General features: G+C 59.4%; 21 protein-coding genes. 15 read left to right on the forward strand and 6 right to left on the reverse strand.

Annotated features, from left to right (window positions below):
- Positions 1-32 precede the first annotated feature (32 nt).
- Genes coaBC through HFP51_RS05855 form a run of 5 tightly spaced genes read left to right on the forward strand, consistent with a single transcriptional unit; the run spans position 33 to position 3193 of the window.
- Positions 33-1232 (forward strand): bifunctional phosphopantothenoylcysteine decarboxylase/phosphopantothenate--cysteine ligase CoaBC, encoded by a 1200-nt coding sequence (gene coaBC / locus HFP51_RS05835; RefSeq protein ID WP_218135326.1) that lies wholly within the window; start codon positions 33-35, stop codon positions 1230-1232.
- On the forward strand, positions 1219-1668 hold the full coding sequence (gene dut, locus HFP51_RS05840; RefSeq protein ID WP_176874798.1) for a dUTP diphosphatase: 450 nt from the start codon (positions 1219-1221) through the stop codon (positions 1666-1668). The genes coaBC and dut overlap by 14 nt, the downstream gene beginning before the upstream one ends.
- Positions 1665-2417 (forward strand): HesA/MoeB/ThiF family protein, encoded by a 753-nt coding sequence (locus tag HFP51_RS05845; protein WP_176874799.1) that lies wholly within the window; start codon positions 1665-1667, stop codon positions 2415-2417. Before dut ends, HFP51_RS05845 begins: the two co-directional genes overlap by 4 nt.
- The gene (locus HFP51_RS05850) at positions 2405-2767 is read left to right on the forward strand and encodes a DsrE family protein (RefSeq protein ID WP_176874800.1); all 363 of its coding nucleotides are present in this window, start codon (positions 2405-2407) and stop codon (positions 2765-2767) included. The genes HFP51_RS05845 and HFP51_RS05850 overlap by 13 nt, the downstream gene beginning before the upstream one ends.
- A gap of 12 nt (positions 2768-2779) precedes the next feature.
- Positions 2780-3193: an MAPEG family protein gene (locus tag HFP51_RS05855; protein WP_176874801.1), complete on the forward strand. Its 414-nt coding sequence runs from the start codon at positions 2780-2782 to the stop codon at positions 3191-3193.
- On the opposite strand, the gene topA is transcribed toward HFP51_RS05855, so the two are convergent.
- The 4 genes from topA to plsY form a co-directional block, all read right to left on the reverse strand.
- Complete coding sequence (gene topA, locus HFP51_RS05860; protein ID WP_176874802.1) at positions 3190-5745, reverse strand: type I DNA topoisomerase; 2556 nt, start codon at positions 5743-5745, stop codon at positions 3190-3192. The genes HFP51_RS05855 and topA overlap by 4 nt on opposite strands.
- Before the next feature lie 71 nt (positions 5746-5816).
- Positions 5817-6515 (reverse strand): hypothetical protein, encoded by a 699-nt coding sequence (locus HFP51_RS05865; RefSeq protein WP_176874803.1) that lies wholly within the window; start codon positions 6513-6515, stop codon positions 5817-5819.
- Entirely contained in the window at positions 6499-7593 is a 1095-nt protein-coding gene (dprA, locus tag HFP51_RS05870; protein ID WP_176874804.1) for a DNA-processing protein DprA, read from the reverse strand. The genes HFP51_RS05865 and dprA overlap by 17 nt, the downstream gene beginning before the upstream one ends.
- A complete protein-coding gene (gene plsY, locus HFP51_RS05875) occupies positions 7586-8125 on the reverse strand; it encodes a glycerol-3-phosphate 1-O-acyltransferase PlsY (RefSeq protein WP_370462952.1) in 540 nt (179 codons plus the stop codon). The genes dprA and plsY overlap by 8 nt, the downstream gene beginning before the upstream one ends.
- 194 nt (positions 8126-8319) lie before the next feature.
- Between plsY and murI the strand changes: the two genes are divergently transcribed.
- From murI to HFP51_RS05910, 7 genes are all read left to right on the forward strand, one after another.
- The gene (gene murI, locus HFP51_RS05880; RefSeq protein WP_176876567.1) at positions 8320-9117 is read left to right on the forward strand and encodes a glutamate racemase; all 798 of its coding nucleotides are present in this window, start codon (positions 8320-8322) and stop codon (positions 9115-9117) included.
- 80 nt (positions 9118-9197) lie between these two features.
- Positions 9198-10412, forward strand: a complete 1215-nt coding sequence (gene hemA / locus HFP51_RS05885; protein ID WP_176874805.1) for a 5-aminolevulinate synthase — start codon at positions 9198-9200, stop codon at positions 10410-10412.
- A gap of 100 nt (positions 10413-10512) precedes the next feature.
- Positions 10513-11190 carry a nitroreductase gene (locus tag HFP51_RS05890; protein ID WP_176874806.1) on the forward strand — a complete coding sequence of 226 codons (678 nt, stop codon included), beginning with the start codon at positions 10513-10515 and terminating at the stop codon, positions 11188-11190.
- Between the two features lie 104 nt (positions 11191-11294).
- On the forward strand, positions 11295-11765 hold the full coding sequence (gene rpiB / locus HFP51_RS05895) for a ribose 5-phosphate isomerase B (protein ID WP_176874807.1): 471 nt from the start codon (positions 11295-11297) through the stop codon (positions 11763-11765).
- Positions 11762-13075, forward strand: a complete 1314-nt coding sequence (gene glyA / locus HFP51_RS05900) for a serine hydroxymethyltransferase (RefSeq protein ID WP_176874808.1) — start codon at positions 11762-11764, stop codon at positions 13073-13075. The genes rpiB and glyA overlap by 4 nt, the downstream gene beginning before the upstream one ends.
- A 9-nt stretch (positions 13076-13084) precedes the next feature.
- Positions 13085-13546, forward strand: a complete 462-nt coding sequence (gene nrdR, locus HFP51_RS05905; protein WP_176874809.1) for a transcriptional regulator NrdR — start codon at positions 13085-13087, stop codon at positions 13544-13546.
- A gap of 205 nt (positions 13547-13751) precedes the next feature.
- Positions 13752-14813: a TrmJ/YjtD family RNA methyltransferase gene (locus tag HFP51_RS05910; protein WP_176874810.1), complete on the forward strand. Its 1062-nt coding sequence runs from the start codon at positions 13752-13754 to the stop codon at positions 14811-14813.
- Here the strand turns inward: HFP51_RS05910 and HFP51_RS05915 are convergent.
- A complete protein-coding gene (locus tag HFP51_RS05915; RefSeq protein WP_255454911.1) occupies positions 14810-15136 on the reverse strand; it encodes a chorismate mutase in 327 nt (108 codons plus the stop codon). The two genes, HFP51_RS05910 and HFP51_RS05915, sit on opposite strands and share 4 nt — an antisense overlap.
- A 62-nt stretch (positions 15137-15198) precedes the next feature.
- Positions 15199-16980, reverse strand: coding sequence for a hypothetical protein (locus HFP51_RS05920; protein WP_176874811.1), 1782 nt, complete (start codon positions 16978-16980; stop codon positions 15199-15201).
- Positions 16981-17245: 265 nt separating this feature from the next.
- On the opposite strand from HFP51_RS05920, the gene rpsD reads away from it, so the two are divergent.
- The 3 genes from rpsD (at position 17246) to HFP51_RS05935 (ending at position 18817) form a co-directional block, all read left to right on the forward strand.
- A complete protein-coding gene (gene rpsD, locus HFP51_RS05925; protein ID WP_176874812.1) occupies positions 17246-17860 on the forward strand; it encodes a 30S ribosomal protein S4 in 615 nt (204 codons plus the stop codon).
- Between the two features lie 149 nt (positions 17861-18009).
- Positions 18010-18405 carry an acyl-CoA thioesterase domain-containing protein gene (locus HFP51_RS05930; protein WP_176874813.1) on the forward strand — a complete coding sequence of 132 codons (396 nt, stop codon included), beginning with the start codon at positions 18010-18012 and terminating at the stop codon, positions 18403-18405.
- Positions 18338-18817, forward strand: a complete 480-nt coding sequence (locus HFP51_RS05935; RefSeq protein WP_255454912.1) for an acyl-CoA thioesterase II — start codon at positions 18338-18340, stop codon at positions 18815-18817. The genes HFP51_RS05930 and HFP51_RS05935 overlap by 68 nt, the downstream gene beginning before the upstream one ends.
- The last annotated feature ends 34 nt before the right edge of the window (positions 18818-18851 follow it).

Raw genomic sequence — 18851 nt, forward strand, 5'->3', positions numbered from 1 at the left:
CAAGCCTGCCATCGACCCGCACATATTTGCCCATGAACGGCAAACGCATCCTGCTCGTGATTGGCGGCGGTATCGCAGCCTATAAGTCGTGCGAGCTCATTCGCCTGATCCGCAAGGCCGGTGGCGGGGTTACCTGCGTGCTCACAGATGGCGGTGCGCAGTTTGTAACCCCGATGACATTGGCCGCGCTTTCAGAGGCGGAAGTGTATTCTAGTCTCTGGGATCTCAAGAACGAAACCGAGATGGGCCATATCCAGCTGTCTCGCGAAGCTGACCTTATCGTGGTCTGCCCGGCAACAGCCGACCTGATGGCGAAGATGGCCGCCGGCATCGCCGATGATCTTGCCACTACCCTGCTGCTGGCCACCGACACACAGGTGATGGCGGTTCCCGCGATGAATGTTCGGATGTGGGATCATGCAGCGACGCAGCGCAATGTTGGCCAACTGCGCGATGATGGCGTGATTGTTCTCGATCCAGACGAAGGCCCGATGGCCTGTGGCGAATTTGGCGAAGGCCGCCTGCCGGAACCCGATGCGATCTTCGCAGAAATCGAGCATTGGCTGGCAAGCTCGACCAAGGATCGCGCACACCCGCTGGCCGGCAAGCGTGTCGTGATCACGGCGGGGCCGACCCGCGAGCCGATTGATCCTGTTCGCTATATCGCCAACCGGTCATCCGGTCGGCAGGGCTATGCCATTGCTGGTGCCCTTGCTCGGCTGGGCGCGAATGTCTCGCTGATTTCCGGACCGGTAGCGCTGGAAACACCGCGCGGCGTCAATCGCATCGATGTTGAAACGGCGCTTGAGATGGAGGCAGCTGTCGATGCCGCGCTCCCGGCGGACGTGGCGATCTTGGTGGCCGCCGTTGCCGATTGGCGCGCTGAAGCCTCGCCGCGGAAAATCAAGAAAGGCGAGACCGGCGGGCCGCCGGATCTCAACCTGATCGAGAATCCGGATATTCTCGCCGGGCTTAGCCGCAGCGATAAACGGCCCGAGCTCCTGATCGGATTTGCCGCGGAGACCGACAAGGTTGTTGGCCACGCCAAGGCCAAGCTCGACCGCAAGGGCTGTGACTGGATCATCGCCAATGATGTTTCAGGCGACGTGATGGGTGGCGCGGACAATAGCGTCCACATCATCACCGAGGCCGGTGTTGAGAGTTGGGAACAGATGCCGAAAAGCGATGTCGCCCGGAAACTTGCCGAAAGAATCGCCGATGTCCTTGCCTGATATCACCATCCAGCTGAAGCGCCTGCCCCATGGCGACGGACTGCCGATGCCCGCCTATGAGAGCGCGGGCGCTGCCGGCATGGATGTTGTGACCGCCGAAGATTTCTCGCTCGAACCGGGCGAGCGCATGGCGGTGCCCAGCGGTTTCGCCATTGCCATCCCTGAAGGCTATGAAGTGCAGGTCCGCCCGCGCTCGGGCCTAGCGTTCAAAAATGGAATCACATGCTTGAACGCACCCGGCACGATCGACAGCGATTATCGCGGTGAGGTGAAAGTCATCCTCGCCAATCTTGGCAGCGAGACGTTTTCGGCGCTGCGCGGCGAGCGGATTGCCCAGCTTGTTCCGGCGCCGGTCCAGCGTGCTGTAATGACGGAAGTAGACGAACTCGACGACACAGAACGGGGATCTGGCGGGTTCGGCTCCACGGGTCGATGAACCTCAGTGACGACCAGCTGGAGCGCTATGCGCGCCATATTGTCCTGAAAGAAATTGGCGGCGACGGGCAGAAGAAGCTGCTCGAAGCCACAATCGCCATTGTCGGCGCAGGTGGCATCGGATCGCCCCTGATCCAGTATCTGGCGGCAGCCGGTGTTGGGACGCTTCGCATAATCGATGATGATGCCGTCGCCCTCTCCAATCTCCAGCGCCAGACGCTGTTCGGCAGCGATGATATCGGGGCAGCCAAGGTTAGCCGCGCGAGTGCGGCTATAGCCAAGCTCAATCCAGACGTAACCGTCGAACCGATCCATGCCCGACTTACCGACGAACGGATCGAAGGATTTCTCAAGGGCGCAACGCTGATCGTCGACGGATCCGATAATTTCGAAACGCGCCTGCTGGTCGCCGATGCGGCCCTCAAGGCTCGCGTCCCACTTGTTTCAGCAGCAATCGGGCAGTTCGAAGGCCAGCTAGCCGTGTTCCGCGGCTGGGAAGCCGACAAGCCCTGCTATCGCTGCTTCGTTGGCAGCAGTCCCGATCAACCCGATGTGAGCTGTGCGGACCAGGGTGTGCTGGGAGCGCTCGCCGGTATCATGGGCAGCATGGCGGCGATGGAAGCAATCCGGCAGATTACCGGCTTCGGCGAGGACATGGCCGGCAAGCTGCTGCTGTTCGATGCGCTCAATTTGCGGGCCCGAACCCTGTCCCTTCCCAAAGATCCAGGATGCCCGACATGCGCGGACTGACCATTATCCTTGCGAGCACCGATCCGGAGCGTTTTTATTCCGCGCTGGCGATCGCAGCGGCGCAGGCAGCGACCGGTGGCGATGCGCGGATATTCTTTGAAGGTCGCGCGGTCGCTCAATTGGCGGACGCGTCGGGAGCGCCCGGCGATGCCGATCGCCATGCCGCTGGCCTACCGACATTGGCGCAAATCCGGCTGGAATCTACCCACCTCGGCGTCAAGCTGATCGCTTGTCAGGGTGGGATGGCGCTGGCAGGATTGGAGATCGGTCAGCTGGGCCCGGGCGTTGAAGCCGGAGGTCTGGTCGGCCTGATGACCGGCCTTGGGGATGATCGGCTCATCACTTTTTAGGGGAGACCGCCCATGACATTACCCGTAACCGCCGCGCTGACCGCCGCACTTGCCGCGCTTCTGCTGCTGCTGGCAATCGACACAGTACGTTCGCGCTTCCGCACCCAGCAAGCCTTTGGCACTGGTGATGATCAGCGCTTGATAAGCGCCAGTAGGGCGCACGGAAATCTCGCCGAGCATGCGCCGATCGTGATCATCATGGTTGCGCTACTGGAGATGAGCCGCGCCGATCATATGGGCCTGATGATCATCGCCGGAACGTTCCTGTTCGCCCGGGTCATGCACGCCATGGGGCTTTACATGAAGCAGAAAGAAGGCGGCGGACCGCCTTTGCCACGCGCGCTCGGCGTGATCCTGACATGGCTTGTCATCATCGCGCTTGGCGGCTGGATCGCCTACATGCTGATGGGAAATCTCGGCAGCTAGGCTTCGTCCTCAGCCGCCGGTTTCTTCTTGGCGGCCGGCTTTTTCTTCGCCGCTGGCTTTTTCTTGGCCGGTGCCTTTTTGCGCTTGCGCTTCTTCGCCGGGCCTTTTGCCGCGCGTTCATCGATCAGCTGCGCAGCCTCTTCCAGCGTGAGCTCATCCTTGTCGACCGTTTTCGGGATCGTCGCATTGGTCGTGCCATCAGTGACATAAGGACCGTACCGTCCGTCCATCAGCTTGATCTCTTCTTCGGTGCGCGGATGCTTGCCGAGAATTTTCAGCGGTTCGCGCTGGCCGCGCCCGCGTCCGCCCTTGGTCTTGGCTTCGGCAATCTTCACCACCGCCGCATTCATCCCGATGTCGAACACTTCAGCCGTGGTCTCGAGCTTTGCATATTTCCCGTCATGACGAAGATAGGGGCCATAGCGACCGATCGCCGCCTCGATATCCTTGCCCGTCTCGGGATGCTCGCCAACGATGCGCGGCAGCGACAATAATTTGAGCGCCATTTCCAGATCGACATCGGCGCGCGCGACATCCTTGGGAATGGAGGCGCGCTTGGCTTCCTTGGCTTCGCCGCGTTGGACATAGGGACCAAATCGCCCCGTCTTGAATTCGATATCCTGATCGGTTTCCGGATCCTTGCCGAGGATCTCGTCCGCGCCATGATCGTCCTGGTTCGCGCCACGCTGACCAAACTGACGGGTGAATTTGCATTCCGGATAGTTAGAGCAGGCGATAAAGGCGCCATAGCGACCACCGCGTAGCGCCAATTTACCTTCATTACAGCGCGGACAAAGGCGCGGATCGGATCCGTCCTCTTTTTCCGGAAACAACAATGGTTCCAGAAACTTATCGAGCTCGGCGGTGATATCCGACGGCTTCTGTTCCATTACCTCATCAGTCTTGGGTTTGAAGTCCTGCCAAAAGGCCTGGAGGATCTCTTTCCACTCCGCGCGGCCACCGGAAATATCATCGAGCTCTTCTTCGAGGCCGGCGGTGAAATCATAGCTGACATAGCGTTCGAAAAAGCGCTGGAGGAACGAAGTGACGAGCCGACCGCTCTCTTCCGGATAGAAGCGGTTCTTATCGACCCGGACATATTCGCGATCCTTGAGCGTTTTCAGGATCGACGCATAGGTCGATGGCCGGCCGATACCGAGCTCTTCCATCTTCTTGACGAGACTGGCTTCGGAATAGCGCGGCGGCGGCTGGGTGAAATGCTGTTCGGCATCGACACTCTTCTTGGCCGGTGCATCGCCTTCGCTCATCATCGGCAGGAGTTTTGAATCCTCATCGCCATCATCGTCGCGACCCTCGGTGTAGAGCGCCATGAAGCCCGGGAATTTCACAACCTGTCCGGTAGCGCGCAGGGCCGTCTGGCCGGTGCCCTCTTCCATCTGCACGGTGGTCCGCTCAAGCCGGGCCGATGCCATTTGGCTGGCCAGCGCGCGCTTGTAGATCAGTTCATAGAGCCGCGCATGATCACCGCCGCCAGCCTTGTCGCGGGAGAAATCGGTTGGTCGTATCGCTTCATGCGCTTCCTGTGCGTTCTTCGCCTTGGTCTTGTAGACGCGCGGACTGTCCGGAACATAGCTCGCGTCATAGCGATTGGCGATCGCACCACGAGCCGCCGAGATGGCCGAGCCATCCATCTGCACACCGTCCGTCCGCATATAGGTGATCGCGCCATCTTCGTAGAGCTGCTGGGCGATCCGCATGGTGTGGCTCGCGGCGAAACCCATCTTGCGCGCCGCTTCCTGCTGCATGGTCGAGGTGGTGAATGGCGGCGGCGGATTTCGTGTGAGCGGCTTGGTTTCAACCGAGACAATCTTGAACGCGCCGGCTTCGACATCGGCCTTGGCGGCCATCGCATCGCCTTCACTGCTAACCGACAGACGATCGATCTTCTCGCCTTTCCAGCGGACGAGCCGTGCGGTGAATGCCGTACCGTCCTGCTCCATGGCAGCGGTAATCGACCAATATTCCTGCGGCGTGAATGCTTCGATTTCGCGCTCGCGTTCGACCACCAATTTGAGCGCAACCGATTGCACGCGGCCGGCGGAGCGAGCGCCGGGAAGCTTACGCCAAAGCACCGGCGAGAGGGTGAAGCCGACGAGATAATCGAGCGCGCGCCGAGCGCGATAGGCGTCGACCAAATCATTATCCAGGCCGCGCGGATTGGCGATCGCATCGAGCACGGCCGCCTTGGTTATTGCATTAAAAGCAACGCGTTCGACCTTGCCGGGCAGTGCCTTGCGCTTCTGCAGGACCTCCTGGACATGCCAGCTGATTGCCTCCCCTTCGCGATCCGGATCAGTCGCGAGAATCAGTTCATCGGCATCCTTTGCCGCGTCGGTGATCGCCTTGAGCTGCTTGGTCTTGTCGCCATAGGCTTGCCACTTCATGGCAAAGTCATTTTCGGGATCCACAGAGCCATCCTTGGGCGGTAAATCCCGGACATGGCCGTAGGATGCGAGCACGCGATAATCGCCGCCAAGATATTTTTCGATGGTCTTCGCCTTGGCCGGCGATTCTACAACTACAAGTTTCATAGGTCGGACGTTTCTCTCAAATCTGGCCGGGCTCTCATACGCGCACGAGGATGGGATGCAAATCCAGTTCGTCAAGCAAAGACATCTTCGACACTGTTTTCATCAGCCAGATTTGTGAGTTGAATATAGGCAGCAAGGGCCAAGACCCAGCCGAGCGTGGTCACAGCTTGCACCAAAAAATTTAGCGGGAAATTCGCGGTAAAACTATATTCTTCCGGAAATGGCGCGAAGAAGACCAAAGCGCCGGCGGCACCAACATAGGCCCCTAGCCACAAGGCCAGAAGGACCAGCACCTTCCAAAAATTGGGGGTGACCAATTCCCGGCTACGTCCGAAGCAATCCATCACCGGTTCGTTTTCAATCAAGAGTATTGGCAGGATTACAAACCAGATTGTCATCAACCAGATACCCGGTACGACGAGCAGCGCCAGGCCGAAGATGATCGCAATCGACGCAAGTATCGACTGACCGACCACGCGAAAATAGGCACCTATTGTCGGGCTGCCGTCGTCATGCGAGCGATTGTCGAGAAGTCCACGCCTACGCGCCATCCAAACAATCGCATAGATCTGCAAATAGAGAACAACGAAACCGAACAGGTTTTGGACGCTGAATATGTCATCCGGATCGACCGAGACTTCGATTAGCGTATATCCGATCGCAGCAATCCCAGTGACAGCGAGCAAGACCCGCCAGCCGTCCTCAAACAGTCGCACAGTGTCTTCGAGGACATCCGAAATCTCAAACTTTGAATCATGGCTGTTGTTCAAGACTCACCTTCCCTCCTGCATGGCGCTCCAACCGTCCGGCCAGTTCGAGCTCTAGTAGCACTGTCTGAACCACATTAGGCGCAATGCCAGACTGCCGGATGATTTCGTCCACAGTCACCGGAACTGGGCCCAGCAGTTCCGTCACCGTGGAGCGTTCATGAGGTTCGACATCGGCTGACACTTTCTCGGGCCGATACCGTATCTCGGGCTGTTCGGCACCGGCACTGCCAAAGGGCTGCAAAATCTCCAACACGTCATCGACGGTCTGGATCAGGTTAGCGCCATCACGGATGAGCTGGTTGCATCCTTGAGCCCTGGGATCGAGGGGCGAACCCGGCACGGCCATCACCTCGCGACCGAATTCATTGGCCTGGCGCGCTGTAATCAGCGATCCGGATTTGGGTGCGGCTTCAACGACAATCACACCCATACCAAGGCCGGCAATGATCCGGTTGCGATAGGGAAAGTGCCGCGCCTTCGGTTCGCTGCCGGGTGGTTGTTCGGCGACCAATACGCCGCGCTCCGCAATATCGAGCTGGAGATCCTGATTCTCCGGCGGGTAGAATATGTCGATCCCTCCCGCGATTACCGCGATAGTGCCGCTATCGATCGAACCGTGATGGACTGCGGTGTCGATCCCCCGCGCCAGGCCCGATGCTGCGACATAGCCGGCATCACCCAAGGCAAAGGCCAGCTCTCGCGCAAACCGTCGGGCAGCAGCAGAAGCATTGCGCGCACCAACCATCCCGACAATCGGCTTGGCCAACAGTGTCAGGTCGCCCCGAACGATCAGCACGGGCGGGGCGGCACCAATCTCGCCAAGCGGCGGCGGATAGGGCGGCGTATGGAGGAACAAGTAACTCGCACCGAGTCGCTCCACCTCTGCCATTTCAGCCTCGATCAACCGCATGTCGGCAAGTTGCGGTGCGCGCCCGCCGCCGCGCCGGGCGAGATCCGGGATCGCTTCGATCGCGTCCTGTGCAGAGGGAAAACGGGCGAGCAGCTGACGATAGGTAACCGGGCCGATATTGCGCGAGCGGGCCAGCCTGAGTTTGGCCGCCCGCTCCGCGTCACTCATTCTTGGATGCGCCGACCTTTGGTTCCTGACCCCGTATCAAGCGGCCGATATTGCTGCGATGCTTCCACAGCACCAGCAGCGCCAGACCAGCAAACAGAAACATCTGTTGGCTGTTGTTCTGGAATATAGCCGTAACGGGTAGAGCCAAGGCGGCACTCATTCCCCCAAGCGAAGATATTCTGAAAATGGCAACAATGCCGAGCCAGACGGTCGCAAAGACCGCTAGATAAATCCAGCCAAACGCGACGGCGATGCCGAGCAATGTCGCCACGCCCTTGCCGCCATTGAATTTGAGCCAAACCGGATAGCAATGGCCGACAAAGGCACCGATCGCCGCGAGCGGCATGGCGTCGGCCGGACTGGCGCCCAGCAAAGGTGCCAGCGTAACAGCGAGATATCCTTTGGCGACATCGAGCAGCAGCGTTGCCGCGGCAAGGCCCTTATTCCCCGTCCGCAAAACATTCGTCGCGCCGATATTGCCAGACCCGATAGCGCGCAGATCCCCTGCCCCGGTCACTTTGGTCAACACCAGGCCGAACGGAATCGAACCGAGCAGATAACCAAAAAGCAGGGCCGATGCAGGGGCAAGCCAGAGCGCGTTATCGAAAATGATTCTTTCTCCAATCGCCGTAAGTCATTGTCATAACATCTTGAGTCCATGGCGCAAACGCGGTGCAATATTCGATGCGTTGCAGCACGGAGCGCTTCGCCATATGGCAAGGCGTGATGCAGCCAGACCAACCTATACTATTACTCGACACAGGAGTCGGAGGATTATCAATCCTTGAGCCAGTCCGCGCGCTATTGCCGCATGCGCCCATTGCCTATGCGCTAGACCAGGCCGGCTTTCCCTATGGCCAGAAACCGGAAGCCGAACTCGCCGCGCGCGTCCCGGCTCTGCTTGGTCGTCTGGTCGAGCATGTCGATGCACGGCTCGCCGTGATCGCGTGCAACACAGCATCGGTCATCGCGCTCGAACCCGTGCGCACCGCGCTCGCCATCCCGATCGTTGGCACAGTGCCGGCGATCAAGCCCGCCGCCGCTCTGTCTGAGACCCGCACCATTGGCGTGCTCGGAACAGAATCGACCGTTCGCCAACCCTATGTCGACAATCTCTCCCGCGAATTTGCGGCCGATTGCACGGTGATCCGGCACGGCAGCCACCGGTTGGTTGCGCTCGCCGAGCAGAAACTGCGCGGTCAAACAGCACCGGCGAGCGACTATGCGGCGGTCCTGGACGGACTGTTCAGCCAGGCTGGCGGCGAAAATATCGACACGATCGTTCTCGCCTGCACCCATTTTCCGCTGATCGAAGAAGAGCTTGCCGCCGCCGCACCCCGCCCGGTCCGCTTTGTCCATGGCGGTGATGGGATCGCCCGCCGGGTCGCACACCTGACCGAGGGCCAGCCCTGGCCCGCAGAAACGCGGCCTGGCACAGGAATATTCATCTCTGACGGAAGCGACATTGAGCCGCTGCGCGCCGGGCTTGCCGAATATGGACTGACCCGGCTCGAAACACTTTAGGCTTATTGCGAGTCGTTCGCGCTGGAAATGGCCGATTCCAGCCATTACATCACCCGAAACGCCAATCGCGGGGAATCGTTTTGGACTATCAGCGCGTATTTTCGAAGGCCATTGAGCGGCTTCATGAAGAAGGCCGTTACCGGGTTTTCATCGATATTCTGCGGAACAAGGGCGCATTTCCCAATGCCCGCTGCTTTGCCGGCCATAACGGCCCCAAGCCGATTACCGTCTGGTGCTCGAACGATTATCTGTCGATGGGCCAGCATCCCAAGGTGATCGAAGCCATGGAAGAAGCGCTCCATGACGTGGGCGCCGGATCCGGTGGCACGCGCAATATTGGCGGCAACACACATTATCATATCGAGCTGGAAGAAGAGCTGGCCGACTTGCACGGCAAGGAAACCGCCCTGCTGTTCACGTCAGGCTATATCTCGAATGAAGCAACGCTGACGACGCTGGGCAAACTCCTGCCCGGTTGCGTCGTATTTTCCGACGAACTCAACCATGCGTCAATGATCGCGGGCATCCGCAACGCCGGCTGCGAAAAACATGTCTGGCGCCACAATGATCTTGAACATCTCGAGGAGTTGCTGGCCGCCGAAGATCCGGAAACACCCAAGCTGATCGCGTTCGAAAGCGTCTATTCAATGGACGGCGATGTCGCGCCGATCTCCGAGATTTGCGATCTGGCCGACAAATATAACGCCCTCACCTATTGCGACGAAGTCCATGCCGTCGGCATGTATGGCGAACACGGTGGCGGCATCACGGATCGCGACGGTGTCGCTGACCGCGTAACGATTATCGAAGGTACGCTTGCCAAGGCGGTTGGCGTGATGGGCGGCTATATCGCGGCCGACAAGATGATCGTCGATGTAATCCGCAGCTATGCGCCCGGTTTCATCTTCACGACGAGCCTGTCACCGGTTCTTGTCGCCGGTGCTCTTGCCAGCGTCAAACATCTCAAAGCATCGAGCGAAGAGCGTGAGGCGCAGCAGGCATCTGCCGCCATGCTCAAATCAATGTTCTCTGAGGCCGGCTTGCCGGTGATGGACACGACAACCCATATCGTTCCGCTGATGGTTGGCGATCCGATCAAGGCGAAGCGGATCAGCGACATCCTGCTCGCCGAATATGGCTGCTATGTTCAGCCGATCAACTATCCCACCGTACCGCGCGGTACCGAGCGTCTCCGCTTCACCCCGGGGCCAACCCATAATGAAGCAATGATGCGCGATCTCACCAAGGCACTGGTCGAGATTTGGGACCGGATGGAGCTGCGCCTCGCGGCCTGAAAGGGTCACTGACGGACGTAGCCCAATTCCCAATCCGTCCTTGCATTCTCCCCAAGAAACGACATTGAGCATCTAAACCGGTTCAGCGAGAGGCGCATTTATGGAATATGATGAGGTAGTTAGAGGCCGTAGAAGCATCCGTGGCTTCAGCGATAAGCCCGTGACGCGCGAGACGATGGAAGAGATTATCGAGCTCGCCTGCCGCGCGCCGTCCAGCTTCAATAATCAGTGCTGGAACTTCACCGTCGTGACGGGCGATCCCCTCGATGCGATCCGCACGGGCAACACCGAGGGCATTCTCGCTGGCAAACCAGATTCTCGCGAGTTCCGCAGTTTCAACAAAGTGCCGGACGAACATCGTGGTCGCCAGATCGAGATTGCGAAACAGCTGTTTGGCGCAATGGGTATTGAGCGCGAAGACAAAGAAGGCCGGCAAGATTGGGTATTGCGCGGCTTCCGCCAGTTCGATGCACCGGTCTCTGTCGTTGTCACATATGATAAAGTGATTCTGGGATCGGACATCGCGCCCTTCGATTGCGGCGCGGTCACGAACGCGCTCGTCACGGCGGCCTGGTCGCGGGGCTTGGGCTGCGTGATCAACAGCCAGGGCATCATGCAGTCGCCGGTTGTCCGCGAACATGCCGGCGTGCCCGATGACCAGGTCATCATGATTTGCGTCGCGATGGGCTATCCTGATCCGGACTTCCCGGCCAATGCCGTCTATTCGCACCGCAAGCCGCTCGACGAGACGGTGCGCTTCGTCGGGTTCGAGGATTAATTCCAGCCTGACAGCGCGTTCATGTGGAAAAAACCACAATGGGTGGTGGCGTAGATCGTCCAGCACGACTAAATGGGCAGTCGCACCGCCGACGGAGGCCCCGTATGTCGCACAGCATTGTCATCGCATCGGATCACGCAGCCATTGAGCTGAAGGCAGCGCTTGTCGCCTGGCTCGAGGAACAGGGCCATGATGTGACGGATCTTGGTCCGCACAATCACCAATCTGTCGACTATCCCGATTATGGCTATGCCCTTGCTGAAGCGATCGCCGCTGGCGACGAACAATTCGGCGTCGCGCTGTGCGGTTCAGGCATTGGCATCTCCATGGCCGTCAATCGCAACCCGGCCTGTCGTTGCGCGCTCGTATCCGACAATCTCGCAGCGCGCCTGTCGCGCGAGCATAACGACGCCAATGTCATTGCCATGGGCGCCCGGCTGATCGGGATCGAAACCGCGAAAGACTGCCTCGCCGCATTCCTGTCGACCGAATTTGGTGGCGATCGCCATCAGCGCCGCGTCGACAAGCTGTCCAACCCAACCCCCTCGTCCGCCGTTTCGAAGGAAGTCGCATGAGCACCAACCCTGCCAATCTCAACGATGTCCAGCCGGACGGGTTCTTCACCGATCGCGTGGAGGCAAGTGATCCGGACGTCGCCGGCGCGTTGAAAGCCGAACTGACCCGCCAGCAAAAGCAGATCGAGCTGATCGCGTCGGAGAATATAGTCTCCAAGGCAGTGCTCGAAGCGCAGGGCTCGGTGCTGACCAACAAATATGCCGAAGGCTATCCCGGGCGTCGCTATTATCAGGGCTGCGCTCCGTCAGATTCTGTTGAGACGCTGGCCATCGAACGCGCCAAGGAATTGTTTGGCTGCGGCTTTGCCAATGTCCAACCGCATTCGGGTGCCCAGGCGAATGGCGCCGTGATGCTCGCGCTTACCAAACCGGGAGACACAATCCTCGGCATGTCGCTCGATGCGGGTGGTCATCTCACCCATGGCGCAAAGCCAGCCCAGTCAGGCAAATGGTTCAACGCCATCCAATATGGCGTGCTCGAAGATACCCATCTGATCGACTATGATCAGGTCGAGGCCCTCGCCAAGGAACATGAGCCGAAACTCATTATCGCCGGTGGTTCGGCTTATCCGCGTATCATCGATTTCGCGCGTTTCCGGGAAATCGCCGATATGGTGGGTGCCTATCTGATGGTGGACATGGCGCATTTCGCTGGCCTCGTGGCCGCAGGCGTCCATCCGACACCGTTCGGTCATGCCCATATCGTCACCACGACAACGCACAAGACCTTGCGTGGTCCGCGCGGTGGCATGGTGATGACCGATGACGAAGCAATCGCGAAGAAGATCAATTCCGCCGTCTTCCCGGGACTACAGGGCGGCCCGCTTATGCATGTTATCGCTGCCAAGGCCGTGGCCTTTGGCGAAGCCTTGCGGCCAGAATTCAAGAGCTATTCCGCAGCCGTGATCGAAAATGCCAAGGCACTGGCGAGCCGGCTGAAAGAGCGCGGTGCCGATGTGATTGCCGGTGGCACAGATACGCATCTTGCGCTCATCGACCTGCGCCCGCTTGGCGTCACCGGCCGGGACGCCGATGAGGCACTGGAGCGCGCCGGGATCACCTGCAACAAGAATGGCGTGCCCTTCGATCCGCTTCCGCCGGCAAAGACCAGCGGCATTCGGGTTGGCTCGCCTGCGGGCACGACACGCGGCTTCGGTCCGGCCGAGTTCCGCGAAATTGCCGATATGGTCGCCGATGTACTCGATGGCCTGCGCGACAAGGGCGAAGATGGCGATCCCGCCGTCGAAGCCGAAGTCCGCACGCGTGTCGAAGCGCTGTGCGATCGTTTCCCGATCTACCCCGAACTCTAAAGCCGATCGATGCGCTGCCCTTTCTGTGCCCATGACAGCAGCCAGGTAAAGGACAGCCGGCCCACCGAAGACGGCGCCACAATCCGCCGGCGTCGCCAGTGCGAGAGCTGCGCGGCGCGCTTCACGACCTTTGAGCGGATCCAGCTGCGCGAACTGACCGTGATCAAAAGCAAGGACCGGCGCGAAAGTTTCGATCGCGACAAGCTCCATCTCTCGGTCTCACTCGCCTGTCGCAAACGCGGCGTTGAGCTGGAGCAAATCGACCAGCTGGTCTCGGGTATCCAGCGCCAGCTCGAAACCAGTGGTGACACCGAGATCCAGTCCAGCCGGATTGGCGAGATGGTCATGGAAGGCCTGCAACAGCTCGACAGCGTCGCCTATATCCGTTTTGCCAGCGTCTATAAGGACTTCCGCGAGGCCAAGGATTTCGAGGAGTTCGCGGGCACGGTGAAAGATCTGTTCGAAGAGTGAGCATCTCGACAGCCATACCGCCGTCCGAGAGGGAGGATAGGGTCTCGGCTTCGCTCGACCCAGCCCCTCGACTACGCTCGGGACAAGCGGGCGGTGCGCAATCGCCACTCCCCAACTCCGCCTATCCTGACCGCCCCAACCCCGCCTATCCTGAGCGTAGTCGAAGGACCAGATCGAGCGAAGCCGAGATCTTCAAGAGATCCAAATGACCTTCTACGCCTATATCCTGCGTTGCGCCGATCAGCATTATTACACTGGCCACACCGACAATCTTGAGCGTCGTATCGCCGAGCATCAATCAGGCGCGTTCAAAGGCTATACCAGCGAACGCCTTCCCGTTGAATTAGTATGGTCTCAAGACTTCCCGTCGCGCGATGAAGCGAAAAACGCGGAAGCTCGGATCAAAAAATGGTCGCGTGCAAAAAAAGAAGCGCTGATTGATGGCGATTGGGATGCGCTGAATCGTGCTGCCATACCGCCGTTAGAGAGGGAGAAGACGGTCTCGGCTTCGCTCGACCCAGCCCCTCGACTACGCTCGGGACAAGCGGGTCACAAGGGGTCGCCACTCCCCAAAATCGTCCTTGTCCGCCCGCAGCTTGGCGAGAATATCGGCAAGGCGGCGCGGGCGATGCTCAATTTCGGGCTGAGCGAGATGCGGATCGTCAGCCCGCGGGACGGTTGGCCGAACCCCGATGCGTTTCCAGCCGCCTCTGGCGCAGACATGGTGCTCGAAAATGCGCAGCTGTTTGATACCGTGGCCGATTCCGTGGCCGATTGCGGCCATATCTACGCCACAACGGTCCGCAAACGCGGGCTCGACAAGCCGGTCGTGACGCCTGAAATCTGTGCCGCCAATATCCGGTCTCTCGACGCGCCATCAGCACTGCTGTTTGGACCGGAACGCTCTGGCCTCGATGCCGAAGATGTCGCCCTGGCCAATACGATCGTCACCGTGCCGATCAATCCGGAATTCGGGTCGCTCAACCTGGCCCAGGCGGTCATCCTGCTGGCCTATGAATGGTCGAAAGGCGCCGACCTCGCCATTCCCACCGAGAAGGACCGCCTTCCCCCTGCGCCGCACAAGGATCTGGAAGCGCTGATCGAACATCTCGAAAAAGTGCTGGAACCGACCGGCTATTTCTTCCCGCCCGATCGGACTCCGACGACCAAGCGCAATTTGCGGACGATCCTCACCAAGCCCGAATGGACCGCGCCGGACGTCCAAGCCTTGCGGGGGGTATTATCGGCAATCGAGAAGAAGCGTTAGTCCCGGATATCGTCGTAGCGTATGAATTCGTACGCGATCGAGTTCTCGACCAGCAATTCCCATAGCGCCGCCGCCAAAGGTACCGGTACGCCGAGCTCAGCCGCATAGGCCTTCACATTGGCGATGACATCCGCCTTCCGCTCTTCGTCGCGAACCGTATCGCGCGTGGGTTTGATCCGTGCCGCCGCATCCATATAGCCGAAGCGTCGCGCCATCAGCGTGACGAGTGCGCGATCGATAGCGTCCACGCCCTCCCGGACTTCGGCCATCGTGCTCGTATCGGCGGGATCGACGGTCTCGTCGACAGATTTTACATCGGTCATGGGCAGCGTCTCTAACCGGTCGGGAGTGAATGTCGAGAAGCGATTCTAACGGAACCGCGCGACTAGAGCCGATCCATATTGAGCCAGTTATCCGAGCCCAGCCATACCCGTTCAAGCGCTGCATCAGCGGCAGCCGCCTCGACTTCATTTCCGAGCGCGCGTTCGGTCTCTGCAAGGCCATATAGCGCCCAGCCATTGGCCGGTGCGCGGACCAGTGCTGCCATGAAGGCGTCCTTGGCTTCATCATGCCGCCCAGCCTGATGCAGGGCCGCGCCAAGTGACTGATCTACTGGATAATACCAATAGGGCGGCTCGGTGTAGGGCAGCGCGTCCTGGAGCGCGATCGCCTCCCGATATAGTGTGACTGCCTCATCATAATTACCATTGCCATAGGCGAACCGCGCGCGCACCACGGCTTCGGCCAGGGTCAGGAGTTCAGGGCCAGGAACCCCCTGTTCGACCATTAGCGACAGATCATGCTCAGCCCGAATGGTGTTGAGCGCCTCCAGCTCGCGGGCAAATCCTTCGGCATCGCGGAGCTGCGCATAGGCTGTTGCCCGCGCATAATGCCGAATCGCTACCACATATGGCAGGCGCGAATCCGCTTCGCGCATCTCCAAAATCCGCTCCGGTGTCGCAAATTGCGCAGCGGCCATATAGGGGGCTGCATGGATCGGCTGAACCCAGGCCATTTGGGCCGCAATGTCAGCGCTCAGGACACGCTGCAGACGAACCGACTCGCGTATGGCGGTGGGCATGTCACCCGCCATCTGCGCGGACGTCACAATGAAGTGCACATTGTGCGGATAATAGCCGAAACGGTACAGGCCATCATCGCCAACGCTCGCCAGATAATCTTCATCGGCCCGCGTCGCGGTAATGTTGACGCGAATGGAATCGGCATAGCGCCCGATGCGATAATAGATATGCGCCGGCATATGGTTGAGATGCCCGGAGGATGGCGCAATCCATTCGGCCAGGCGATCGGCAGCCGCCTCAGCCCGGGTCGGATCGCCGCTATTTTCCATAAGATGGATGTAAAGATGCGCCGCCTGGGGATGCGAGAGATTGCGATCGAGCACGGTTTCGATCAGCTGCAGGCCATCGCCAACCAGTCCGCGGCTCACCTGGCCGCCCGGTTCCCAATAATCCCAGGGGCTCGTATCCATCGCCGCTTCGGCCGCCAAGACAGCGATCTCATCATTCTCTGGAAAGCGTGCTGCAACCTCGAGCATGGCATTGGCATAAGCAAGATCGAGCGCGGCGCGATCTGCGTCCGGCGCGTCTGAATAACGCTGGGCCAGGGCATCAATAAGCGCCTGGCCTTCCGGAGATGCGTTGTCCCGCAATTCGACAGCGCGGTTTAGTGCGGCAACTGCTGGCGCCACCGCTTCTGGCATCATCGGCGCGTTGATATTCGGGCCAAGTGCCAAGGCTTCGCCCCAGAAGCACATCGCACAGTCGGGTTCGAGTGCCTGGCCTGCCTGGAAGGATCGGATCGCGGCGTGATGGTTGAAGCCGTAAGTGAGCATGATGCCCTGGGTGAAATAGCCCCGCACCATATCGCTCTCGGAATCTGCTGAAAGTTGGAATTCGGGCAGATCATCGAACAGTGGCATCACGTCGGATCCCGCGTCGGCCATGGTCATCGCAGTGGCGAGTTTCAGACGCGTATCGAGCGTGCTTATGCCGCTCCGTTGGCTGCATAGCGCCACAGCGCGGCGCACGGGATCGAGCATCGCCAGCGTTTCGGCCGATGGCCCGTCACTGCGCGTCTCCATCGCTGCACTTTGTGAAACCGCAAAAACACCGGCTAAGCTGGTCGCAAGCAAGATCTTTTTCATTGGAAGCCCCCTATTCTTCGGCAGCTATATGCCAGATGTGCGGCGTTTTTTCCATTGGGCATGCTGAACCATCAGCGTTACATCCGGTTTCTCGCCAATTCCGTAGTGTTCCGGTAGCTCCAAAAGCCTTGACTTTACCCCGTTCAGCAGCCACATGCGCGCCTTCGCAATTGGCCCTGCACCCCGGTGAAGCGGTGGCCGCGTTCAGCAGCAGGCTGTTCGGTGCGGTTCCGGGAACGACATAAACGCGAATTGGAGACAGACAATGTCAAAGCGCAAAAGCGCCAAGTATAAACTCGATCGCCGGATGGGCGAAAACATCTGGGGTCGTCCGAAAAGCCCGGTAAATCGTCGCGAATACGGTCCTGGTCAGCACGGTCAGCGCCGCAAAGGCAAGCTTTCCGACTTCGGTGTGCAGCTGCGCGCCAAGCAGAAGCTGAAAGGCTATTACGGTGACATCACCGAAAAGCAGTTCCGCCGCGCCTATAAAGAAGCGAGCGCCATGAAAGGCGATACCTCGCAGAACCTGATCGGCATTCTCGAACAGCGTCTCGACATGATCGTGTATCGCGCCAAGTTCGCACCGACGATTTTTGCCGCGCGCCAGCTCGTCAATCACGGCCATGTCCGCGTCAATGGCGGCAAGTGCAACATCCCGTCGCGCCGGATCCGTCCTGGCGACGAGATCACGCTGCGTTCCAAGGCCCAGGAAATGGCCCTGGTTCTTGAAGCACAGAGCCTCAACGAACGCGAAACACCGGAATATGTTGTGCCCGATGGCACATCCAAGGTCGTGTTCACGCGGATCCCGACACTCGATGAAGTGCCTTATCCGGTGAAGATGGAACCGAACTTGGTCGTCGAATTCTATTCGCGCTAAGGTTTCGAGGAAAACCCAATCAAGAAGGGCGGCCTGCGGGTCGCCCTTTTTGTATCTGATCAACATATTTGCAGATCAGCTGCGCGGCATCGGTGATTGTCCAACGCCGATCTCCTGCATATGAAAATAGCCAACCGTTTCAGGAGATCATGATGGGTTTTGCGCTCGACGAAGAGACTATGCTGACCGCGCATGGCGATGGCCGATATTCAAGGCCCGTCACCGATGTGTTTTGGAATATGGACAGCGCCTTTGGTGGCTGGGCCTTGGCACTCGCGGTCGAAGCGGTGACGCAAGAAGCGCAACCCGATGCGACGCTTGCCAGTATCAACGCGATTTTCCTCGCGGCAATCAAGGGCGAGACGGTTTTCGTCTGTGTCGATGTGTTGAGCCAGCGTAAACGCACCGGTTTTTTTTCGGGTCCATATCCATCAGGATGCGGCCGATGGCGCGCTGCTCTTCAGCGCAGACATCGTCATGTCCGAACGGGTCGAGACCGATATCGATTTCAAACCGACAATGCCGGACATCAAACCGGCAAATGAGGTCACAACCCTCGCCTTTCCTCCTGGCATGGGACCCCGCTGGTTCGGCCACTACGACCAGCGCATTGCCGATGGCGCGCCATTTACCGCCCAGGAGGTGCCGCGCAGTGCCGTGTGGATCCGCGAATCCGACGCGAGGCCGCTCGATATCAAGGGGTTGGTGACGATTTCGGACGTGCCAATGCCGCGCACTTTCTTTTTGGGAAACATGCCGCGGTTCAGCTCTACGGTTTCCTATAGTTTCTCGCTATTTGCGACCGAAGACGAGCTTGCGGCGATCGGCGATGCGCCTATTCTCGTCGAAAGTGACAGCGATCGGGTGCGGAACGGCATGAGCGACCAGCAAGCGCGGATTTGGTCACCAAATGGCACATTGATTGCGCTTACCAACCAGATCGCCTTTTTTCGGTAGCAGCAATCAACTTTTATCCTTGTTAGGCAGTTAT

The sequence above is a fragment of the Parasphingopyxis sp. CP4 genome (assembly GCF_013378055.1).
Lineage (GTDB): Bacteria > Pseudomonadota > Alphaproteobacteria > Sphingomonadales > Sphingomonadaceae > Parasphingopyxis.

Excerpts from the sequence above, each read along its gene's own strand:
- nrdR (WP_176874809.1), top strand. The coding sequence starts at position 13,085 with ATGCGCTGCCCTTTCTGTGCCCATGACAGCAGCCAGGTAAAGGACAGC.
- glyA (WP_176874808.1), top strand. The coding sequence starts at position 11,762 with ATGAGCACCAACCCTGCCAATCTCAACGATGTCCAGCCGGACGGGTTC.
- coaBC (WP_218135326.1), top strand. The coding sequence starts at position 33 with ATGAACGGCAAACGCATCCTGCTCGTGATTGGCGGCGGTATCGCAGCC.
- HFP51_RS05930 (WP_176874813.1), top strand. The coding sequence starts at position 18,010 with ATGATGGGTTTTGCGCTCGACGAAGAGACTATGCTGACCGCGCATGGC.
- rpsD (WP_176874812.1), top strand. The coding sequence starts at position 17,246 with ATGTCAAAGCGCAAAAGCGCCAAGTATAAACTCGATCGCCGGATGGGC.
- HFP51_RS05890 (WP_176874806.1), top strand. The coding sequence starts at position 10,513 with ATGGAATATGATGAGGTAGTTAGAGGCCGTAGAAGCATCCGTGGCTTC.
- HFP51_RS05855 (WP_176874801.1), top strand. The coding sequence starts at position 2,780 with ATGACATTACCCGTAACCGCCGCGCTGACCGCCGCACTTGCCGCGCTT.
- HFP51_RS05910 (WP_176874810.1), top strand. The coding sequence starts at position 13,752 with ATGACCTTCTACGCCTATATCCTGCGTTGCGCCGATCAGCATTATTAC.
- rpiB (WP_176874807.1), top strand. The coding sequence starts at position 11,295 with ATGTCGCACAGCATTGTCATCGCATCGGATCACGCAGCCATTGAGCTG.
- dprA (WP_176874804.1), bottom strand. The coding sequence starts at position 7,593 with ATGAGTGACGCGGAGCGGGCGGCCAAACTCAGGCTGGCCCGCTCGCGC.
- murI (WP_176876567.1), top strand. The coding sequence starts at position 8,320 with ATGCAGCCAGACCAACCTATACTATTACTCGACACAGGAGTCGGAGGA.
- dut (WP_176874798.1), top strand. The coding sequence starts at position 1,219 with ATGTCCTTGCCTGATATCACCATCCAGCTGAAGCGCCTGCCCCATGGC.
- topA (WP_176874802.1), bottom strand. The coding sequence starts at position 5,745 with ATGAAACTTGTAGTTGTAGAATCGCCGGCCAAGGCGAAGACCATCGAA.
- HFP51_RS05920 (WP_176874811.1), bottom strand. The coding sequence starts at position 16,980 with ATGAAAAAGATCTTGCTTGCGACCAGCTTAGCCGGTGTTTTTGCGGTT.
- HFP51_RS05915 (WP_255454911.1), bottom strand. The coding sequence starts at position 15,136 with ATGACCGATGTAAAATCTGTCGACGAGACCGTCGATCCCGCCGATACG.
- HFP51_RS05850 (WP_176874800.1), top strand. The coding sequence starts at position 2,405 with ATGCGCGGACTGACCATTATCCTTGCGAGCACCGATCCGGAGCGTTTT.
- HFP51_RS05845 (WP_176874799.1), top strand. The coding sequence starts at position 1,665 with ATGAACCTCAGTGACGACCAGCTGGAGCGCTATGCGCGCCATATTGTC.
- HFP51_RS05935 (WP_255454912.1), top strand. The coding sequence starts at position 18,338 with ATGTCCGAACGGGTCGAGACCGATATCGATTTCAAACCGACAATGCCG.